This window comes from Streptomyces sp. Ru71, from assembly GCF_002920535.1.
Lineage (GTDB): Bacteria > Actinomycetota > Actinomycetes > Streptomycetales > Streptomycetaceae > Streptomyces.
In genome coordinates, this window is record NZ_PQSS01000143.1 from 1 (window position 1) to 7,200 (window position 7,200).

Consider the following 7,200-nt stretch of genomic DNA (forward strand, 5'->3'; position numbering starts at 1 on the left):
CGACGTGTTCGGCCGCCACCGTGATCCGCTCCTCGGGCAGCCCGAACAGCCCGGCGAGCACCATCCGGACGACGGACGTGCCCTGGCTGGAGGTGTACACCGTGAGCCGGTCGCCGTCCCAGTGCGCGGTGCTGGCGTGCGGTTCCATGGGGTGGTTGTGCAACGGCGGCACCCGGTACGTCGCGTCCACGCGCACCGCCGCGCCGGCGAAGGCGCCCTCCGCGTCGCCCCGTTCGCGCACCGCGGGATACCCGCCGTTCGCCTTCTCGGGGACGTAGGCCTGCGGATGGTCCTCGGTGAGGACCACGTCGTGCGGCTCCTCGGCGTAGGTCACGCGGACCGCCGCGGCGCCGGCGCGGGCCGCCTCCAGGGTCTCGGCCACCACCAGGGCCACGGGCCAGCCGCGGTGCGGCACCTTGGGGTCCTGCAGCACGGCGAGCGTCGGATCGTCCGGCTCGCCCAGGCGCGGCGCGTCGGCGTGGCTGAGCACGGTGACGACGCCCGGCAGGCCGAGCGCGGCCGAGGCGTCGACCGCGGTGACCCGGCCGCGCGCGATCGTGGCCGGCACCGGCCGGGCGTACAGCCGGCCCGGCAGCGCGTGCTCGGCGGCGTAGTGGGCCGTGCCGGTGACCTTCAGATGCGCTTCGCGGCGCTCGGCCGGCGTGCCCACGGCGGTGGGGGTCATGCTTCCTCCTGGCGGATGCCGGTCCGGTCACCCGGCGCGGGCGGCCGGGCCAGTCCGGTCAGGACGTCGACGGCGATGCGGCGGGCGAGAGGCACCTTGTACGCGTTGTCGCGCAGCGGCCGCGCCTCGGCGAGCTCCAGGTCGACGGCGTGCTCGAACGCGGCCCGGGTGGGCGCCGCGCCGTGCAGCGCTTCCTCGGCCCGCCGGGCCCGCCAGGGCCGGTGCGCCAGCGCCCCGAAGGCGATCCCGGCCCGCGTGACCACCCCGTCCGCCACCTGGAGCACCGCCGCGACGGAGGCCAGCGCGAAGGCGTACGACGCCCGGTCGCGGGCCTTGCGGTAGCGCGAGGGCAGTCCGGCCGTGGACGCGGGCAGCAGCACACCGGTGATCAGCTCGCCGGGCCGCAGCACCGTGTCCTGCTCCGGGTGGTCGCCGGGCAGCCGGTGGAAGGCGTCCGCGGCGATCTCGCGCGCGCCGCCGGGGCCGTACGTCTCGATCCGCGCCTCCAGCGCGGCCAGCGCCACCGCCATGTCCGAGGGGTGGGTGGCGATGCACTGCTCGGACTGGCCGAGCACCGCGTGGTCGCGGTGGACGCCGGCGAGGGCGCCGCAACCGGTGCCGGGCGCCCGCTTGTTGCAGGGCTTGGACAGGTCCTGGAAGTAGGGGCAGCGGGTGCGCTGCATCAGGTTGCCGCCGGTGGTGGCCGCGTTGCGCAGCTGGCCGGAGGCGCCCGCGAGCAGTGCCTGGGAGAGCACCGGGTAGCGGTCGCGGACCAGCGGATGCGCGGCGAGGTCGCTGTTGCGGACCAGGGCGCCCACCCGCAGGGAGCCGTCCGCCGTCTCCTCCACCGCCGCCAGCGGCAGCCGGGTGACGTCGATGAGGAGGCCCGGCTGCTCCACGCCGAGTTTCATCAGGTCGACCAGGTTGGTGCCGCCGCCGAGATAGCGGGCGCCGGGGTGGGCGGCGTAGGCCTCGGTGGCCTGCGCGACGCTGTCCGCCCGTACATAACCGAAGGGCTTCACGGGATCACGTCCTCCACCGCGTCGACGATGCGCGGATACGCCCCGCAGCGGCACAGATTGCCGCTGAGCCGCTCACGGATCTCGTCCCGGTCCAGCGGCATCGGGCGGCCGGAGGGCACCGAGGGGTCGGTGACATGGGACGGATGGCCCGCTTCCGCCTCGGCGAGCGCGCCGAGCGCGGAGCAGAGCTGGCCCGGCGTGCAGTACCCGCACTGGAAGGCGTCCCGTTCGACGAACGCCCGCTGCAGCGGGTGCGATGCCTCGCCGTCGCCGGCCAGGCCCTCCACGGTCGTCACGTCGCAGCCGTCCGAGGCCACTGCCAGTGTCAGGCAGGCGTTGACGCGGCGCCCGTCGACCAGCACGGTGCAGGCGCCGCACTGGCCGTGGTCGCAGCCCTTCTTGGCGCCCGTCAGGCCCAGGTCCTCCCGCAGCAGGTCGAGCAGGGTGCGCCGGTGGTCGACGGTGAGGGTGTGCGGTTTGCCGTTGACCCGGAGGGTCGTGTCGGAGCTGTGCGCGGTCGGGGTTGCGGGGTGCTCGCTGCCCATGTCGTGTTCCCCTCCGGACGGGGGCGTCGTGCTGTCCTGACCGCGTATCCCGACTTCGAAGGGCGACACCTGCCGGCGTCCGAAAACCGGCGGCGGACGGCCGGGGCCCGCTACCTGCGCCGGCCCGCGCCCGGAGCGGCCCTCACTTGGGAGGAACGGGCTCACTGGGCTCCTGCGCCGGCCGGCTGCCGCTGCTGTCCAGAACGGGCTCGGCGACAGCGGCCGGCTCCAGGGCAGGGGCGGGACGCGAGGCGCGTCCGGAGATCCGCAGGCGCTCGAACGTCCGGGTCAGCTGCTGCAACGGACCGCCGGCCGGCCGTCCCGGCGCCGGCTGGTCCACGACGGTCGTCGTCCCGGCGTTCTCCCGGTAGGCGGCCAGTGCCTCGTGCGCCCGTTCGGCGGCCTCCCGGTACAGGTCCCGGGAGCGCGTCATCGCCTCCAGCGCCTCGGCGTACATGGCGACCAGTGCCCGCTGACGCTCCAGCTCCTCCTGGAGCGTGTACAGGTGCCACTCCTCGCGCAACGCCCCGAGCTGTTCGGCGGCGCCGTCCGGCAGCGGCCGCGGCAGGGCGGCGAACCGGGTCACCGCCGAGACCAGCTCCACCGGCTCGGAGCCGTCCAGGAACACGCTGCGCACCGAGAAGTCCGCGGCTGTGAAGCCGTCCGGTGCCGGGGTACCCGGCAGCACCAGGGCGCCGCCGCGCGGCACCTCCACCCCGGCGTCGCGCAGCGCGTAGTTCAGGGCGCGCAGCTGCTGTGGGGCGGCCCGGTGCTCGACGACGCGGTGGTGCAGGCCGGGCGGCAGGAAGCGGGTGAGCGGGCCGCGGCCGCGCTCGTCGGGCGTCATGGCCTCGTGGACGACGACATGGATGGTCCAGCTGTCCCGCAGGGCTTCCCGCAGCACCCGGCGCATCGCCTTGTCGTCCTTCGGCAGCGCGTTGACCTGGAGGAACCGCTGGCCGGTCACGGACTCGTGGGCCCAGCCGCCGTCCGGCTCACCGGGCCAGAACACGCCCGCGGGGGACGGCCAGCCCAGGTCCCAGGGGCGTTCGGCCTCGGCGAGCAGCTGCCACTCCTGACCGTGCCCGGCGCCCATGGCCACGGTCAGCCGCGCGCGGACGGTCACCGTGTCGGCCACCTGCCAGCGGGCCTCGAAGACGCGCTGTCCGGCGGGACTCTCGTCCTCGGGAAGTTCCAGGAAGTCCTGGACGGCTCCGTCGTCCTTCAGCCGCTGGAGGTGCTTGCGCAGCACACCGGCGGCCGCGGACCCCGGATACCGGCCGCGGGCCGGCCACAGCGTCGGGGGAGTCGTCGAGGGGTGGGGCGGTCGGGGGGCGGCGAGGTCGGCATGGGTCCGTTCGTGAGCGCGGGGACGACGTGTACTGCCAGTATCGTCGCCGCATCCCCTCCGGATCATGCGGGGGTGAGGGCACGGACTTCGTGTCGGACCCGCGCCGGTCGCCGGCCCGGGGTCACTCCTTGTCGTCGGGGTGGGGTTCCAGGCCCGCGACGACGTCCGTCACGCCGGCCTCGTCGTCGGCCTGGTCCCGGCCCGGGCGGGCGTCGGCGCTGCGCGTGTTCGGCTGCCCTCCTCCGGTCGTGCCGTAGCCGCCGGGCACCCCGGGGACGCTGTCGGCGTCGGCCTGTTCGCGGCTGATGTGCCGGGTGGCGCGGACGCCGGCCCGCCGCTCCTCGTGGGGGTAGCTGAAGGGGCGGGCCGCGGCCCGCTTCTCGTCGGCGGTCTCCGCCGCCTGGGCGGCCTCGTGCGGATCGGGTGTCTTGCGGTCGTTCATGCGGGCCGGGTACCCGGGGCGTACGGCGGCATGTCGCGGCGCACGCCCCCCGCCGGCGGTCGCAGCTCATCGCACGTGCCGTGCGCACACGGGACGCGCGCCGCGCGCACGGCGTGTGCGCCGTTCACCACGGCGGGCGGTGCGCACCCGTGGTTGCGGCCCGGTCCCGCCGCGCACAATCGTCCGGGCGGACAGGGCCCGTCCACCATCCGCATCGGGACGGGTCCTGTCCGTTTCGGCCGCTCAGCTCTTGTGCCGCCGCCGGTGGTGGCGTTCGCTCATTCGTCCACCGGCCGCCAGGCCGGACGGTCGCCGCCGGGGCGTACGACGCCGAAGACCACGTCGGCGAAGTGGACGCCGAAGCCGATCGTGCCGGGCTCCGCGAGCTCGGCGACGAGCCGGCGCCGGTGATGGGCGGCGTGCACGGGATCGTGGTCGACGGCGGCGGACCACTCGGGGTGGTCGACCTGGGCCGGCGAGTGCAGGGCGTCTCCGAAGGCGATCAGCCGGCGCCCGCCCCCGCTGATCACGTACTCGGCGTGCCCGGCGGTGTGCCCGGCGCTGACCCGCATCCGCACGCCGGGGAAGACCTCCTCGCCGTCGGCCGGGGTGCGCACCCCGGCCGACGGCGTGAACACCGCGCCGTGGGCGGCCCGTTCCGGCGCGGACAGCAGGTGCTCGGCGTGGTCGAACGGGGGCCGGTCGGCGCCCGGTGCCGGGTGCAGGGCCCAGCCGGTGTGGTCGGGGTGCAGGTGGGTGAAGGCCACGGCCTCGATGTCCTCGGGCGTGCGGCCGAGTGCGGCGAGGCTGTCCAGGAGCGCGCCGCCGTGGATGGCCCCGCGCGGGGTGGAGGGGTCGGGCGGCAGCGACTGCGGCCCGAAACCGGCGTCGATCAGCAGCGCGCGGTCGCCGTGCTCCACCAGCAGGGCGCCGATGCTCGCCACGAGGTGGCCGGTGTCGTCCAGGTACTGAGGAAGCGCGGCCCACACCGCGTCCGTGGTGTCCGGAAGCCAGCCGGTCGGCGGCAGCAGCACCGCCCCGTCCGGCACGTAGGACACGCGCACGTCCCCCAGGCGCAGCGAGCGTATGCCCGCCGGCCGCCGCAGCCGTATGTCTTCGTCGAGCGCCAACTCCGCCATGAGCCCTCCCCGTTGGGTGCCGATGCCGCGGCCCGTGCCGACGGCCAGGCCAGCATAAGCATCAAGCTGGAAACATTCAAGCTTGAAAGGTAATGGCTTGATGGACTTGCTAGCATCGACGCATGACGACGTCTCCCGAGCCGCAGACCGTCGCCGAGCGCCGGTTGTGCGGTCTGGTGAACGGCCTGGCCCAGCAGATCGCCGACCATGTGCGCGAGCGCGCCGAGACGCTCGGGCTCACCGCGCCGCAGGCGATCGCACTGCGGGAGATGACCGGGCCGATGACCATGCGGGAGCTCGCCGAGCGCATGAGCTGCGAGCCGTCCAACGCCACATTCGTCATCGACCGGCTGGAGAAACAGGGCCTCGTCGAGCGCCGTCCGCACCCGACCGACCGCCGCGCCCGGCACCTGGTGCTCACCGAGCAGGGCCACGCCCTGCAGGCCCGGCTCCTCGAACTGCTCGAACAGTATTCACCGTTGGCCGCCCTGGACCCGGACCAGCAGCGCGTGCTGCAGGGCCTGCTGGAGCAGGCCCTCATCCGTTCCTGACCGGTGGACGGGTTCAGGGGCCGGCACTGCCCTTCCACTCCGGGCGGCCCCGGCGCCGGCCGCGCCGGCGGCGTTCCAGCGGTGGGGGCTGCCCGGGGTCGGCCGGGGGCGCACTGAAGCCACCCGGGACGAACGGCGCCGCCCCCGGCCCGGAACGCGGCGCGGACCGGTCCCCGGCGGCCGGACGGTCCCCCGCGGACGCGGGACGGTCCCCTGCGGATGCGGGGCGCGGCAGCGGCGGGGCCGGCCGGGCGGCCCGGGCCATCACGCGCGCGTGACTCATCAGCGGTGCGCACGCGGAGCACACCTCGCTGAGCGTCCACACCTGCCCCACCGCCGGATCGTGGCGCAGCACCAGGACGACCGCGCCCCCGCAGGAGACCCGGGTGCCCTCGTGCGGCGCGCACCGTTGATGGCGGCACCAGCAGGCGGCGTCGGCGCGCACGGCCGCGGCCCGGGCGTGCGCGAGGGCGTGTGCCTCGGCGAACCGGCGCAGCGCCGCGAGGTCGCGGGAGCGGGCCGGCATCACGCACGCCGAGGAGCAGGTGACCGAGGCGCTGCGGTCACGGTGACCGACCACGCGGATCGTCCAGCAGCGACCCGGGCGGCGGGCCGAGGGGGCGTCAGGAATCGTCAGAGACAAGAGCGGATGTCCTTCGTGGGAGGCGATCAGGCGGGCAGGCACCGAGGAAGATCCACCGATCCACCGGAAGTGGCCTCGCTCACAGCATGCCCACGCCCGGCCCGCGCCATCCGCCTCCCACGCGGGAGTCATGACCCGGCTCACTCCGGAGGAACTGCTGCTGGTCGCGGCGGCGCGGGGCCACCGCGCTCGGCCTGCTGATCCTGGCGCTCAGGGTCGCCGCCCTGTACCCCTGGCTCGCCGTGCCCGTACCGGCCACCCTGCTCGCCGGGCTGCTGGCCCAGGCGGCGGTCGGCCTGCTGCTCACTCCGACCCTGGCGGTGGTGGGCGGACGACACCTCGGCGCCGGCTGACAGGCCGGCGTGCGGCAGGAGAGTTGCTCACCCTGAGCAGAGGCGCTCCGTGCTGCGGGAGTACCGGCGGACCCGGAGTTCGTGCCGGTGAAGGTACGCGAACGCGGGTGCCGGCCGGCTCGCCGAGGACGACCTCGCCCGCACCCGCCCGGCGCTGCCCTCGCTCTGGCCGTTGTGCTGGCGGCCCGCGTCGGGCAGCGTCGACTGGGGCTCGGGGCTGGCCTGGGCCTGACTGGCCCGCTTCGCAGGGGCGGGAGCGGGCTGGCACCCATGTGCATCGCGGGGTGAGCGCCTGCCCTGCTGGCGCGCGCCCGGCGCGGGAACGAGGGCGTCGCGCGCTTCTTCCGCTGGAGGCCCCGGGGCGGTGCCGCGGCTGGTGCCGCCGGGGGCGCGGCCGGTGCGCGCTGCCCCGGCCGACGGACCGGTCCGGCCTGGCACCCGCACACCCCGACCTCGCGGGACAACCGCG

The 7,200-nt window shown here is 75.7% G+C and carries 8 protein-coding genes; 1 reads left to right on the plus strand and 7 read right to left on the minus strand.

Annotated elements, in window-relative coordinates; genetic code table 11:
- The 6 genes from C3489_RS37515 to C3489_RS37540 all read right to left on the minus strand — a co-directional run.
- Positions 1-685, minus strand: a 685-nt coding sequence (locus tag C3489_RS37515; RefSeq protein WP_146075407.1) for a xanthine dehydrogenase family protein molybdopterin-binding subunit, incomplete at its 3' end; no start/stop codon positions are given.
- On the minus strand, positions 682-1,707 hold the full coding sequence (locus C3489_RS37520) for a xanthine dehydrogenase family protein subunit M (RefSeq protein WP_103786615.1): 1,026 nt from the start codon (positions 1,705-1,707) through the stop codon (positions 682-684). The genes C3489_RS37520 and C3489_RS37515, both read right to left, overlap by 4 nt.
- On the minus strand, positions 1,704-2,252 hold the full coding sequence (locus tag C3489_RS37525) for a (2Fe-2S)-binding protein (protein ID WP_103786616.1): 549 nt from the start codon (positions 2,250-2,252) through the stop codon (positions 1,704-1,706). The genes C3489_RS37520 and C3489_RS37525 overlap by 4 nt, the downstream gene beginning before the upstream one ends.
- 142 nt (positions 2,253-2,394) lie before the next feature.
- Positions 2,395-3,549 carry a hypothetical protein gene (locus C3489_RS37530; protein WP_258055133.1) on the minus strand — a complete coding sequence of 385 codons (1,155 nt, stop codon included), beginning with the start codon at positions 3,547-3,549 and terminating at the stop codon, positions 2,395-2,397.
- Between the two features lie 175 nt (positions 3,550-3,724).
- Complete coding sequence (locus tag C3489_RS37535; protein ID WP_258055131.1) at positions 3,725-4,045, minus strand: hypothetical protein; 321 nt, start codon at positions 4,043-4,045, stop codon at positions 3,725-3,727.
- Positions 4,046-4,323: 278 nt separating this feature from the next.
- Positions 4,324-5,184 (minus strand): MBL fold metallo-hydrolase, encoded by an 861-nt coding sequence (locus C3489_RS37540; RefSeq protein WP_181140000.1) that lies wholly within the window; start codon positions 5,182-5,184, stop codon positions 4,324-4,326.
- 122 nt (positions 5,185-5,306) lie between these two features.
- Between C3489_RS37540 and C3489_RS37545 the strand changes: the two genes are divergently transcribed.
- The gene (locus tag C3489_RS37545; RefSeq protein WP_103786617.1) at positions 5,307-5,735 is read left to right on the plus strand and encodes a MarR family winged helix-turn-helix transcriptional regulator; all 429 of its coding nucleotides are present in this window, start codon (positions 5,307-5,309) and stop codon (positions 5,733-5,735) included.
- A gap of 13 nt (positions 5,736-5,748) precedes the next feature.
- On the opposite strand, the gene C3489_RS37550 is transcribed toward C3489_RS37545, so the two are convergent.
- Positions 5,749-6,315 (minus strand): hypothetical protein, encoded by a 567-nt coding sequence (locus tag C3489_RS37550; RefSeq protein WP_258055132.1) that lies wholly within the window; start codon positions 6,313-6,315, stop codon positions 5,749-5,751.
- Positions 6,316-7,200 lie beyond the last annotated feature (885 nt).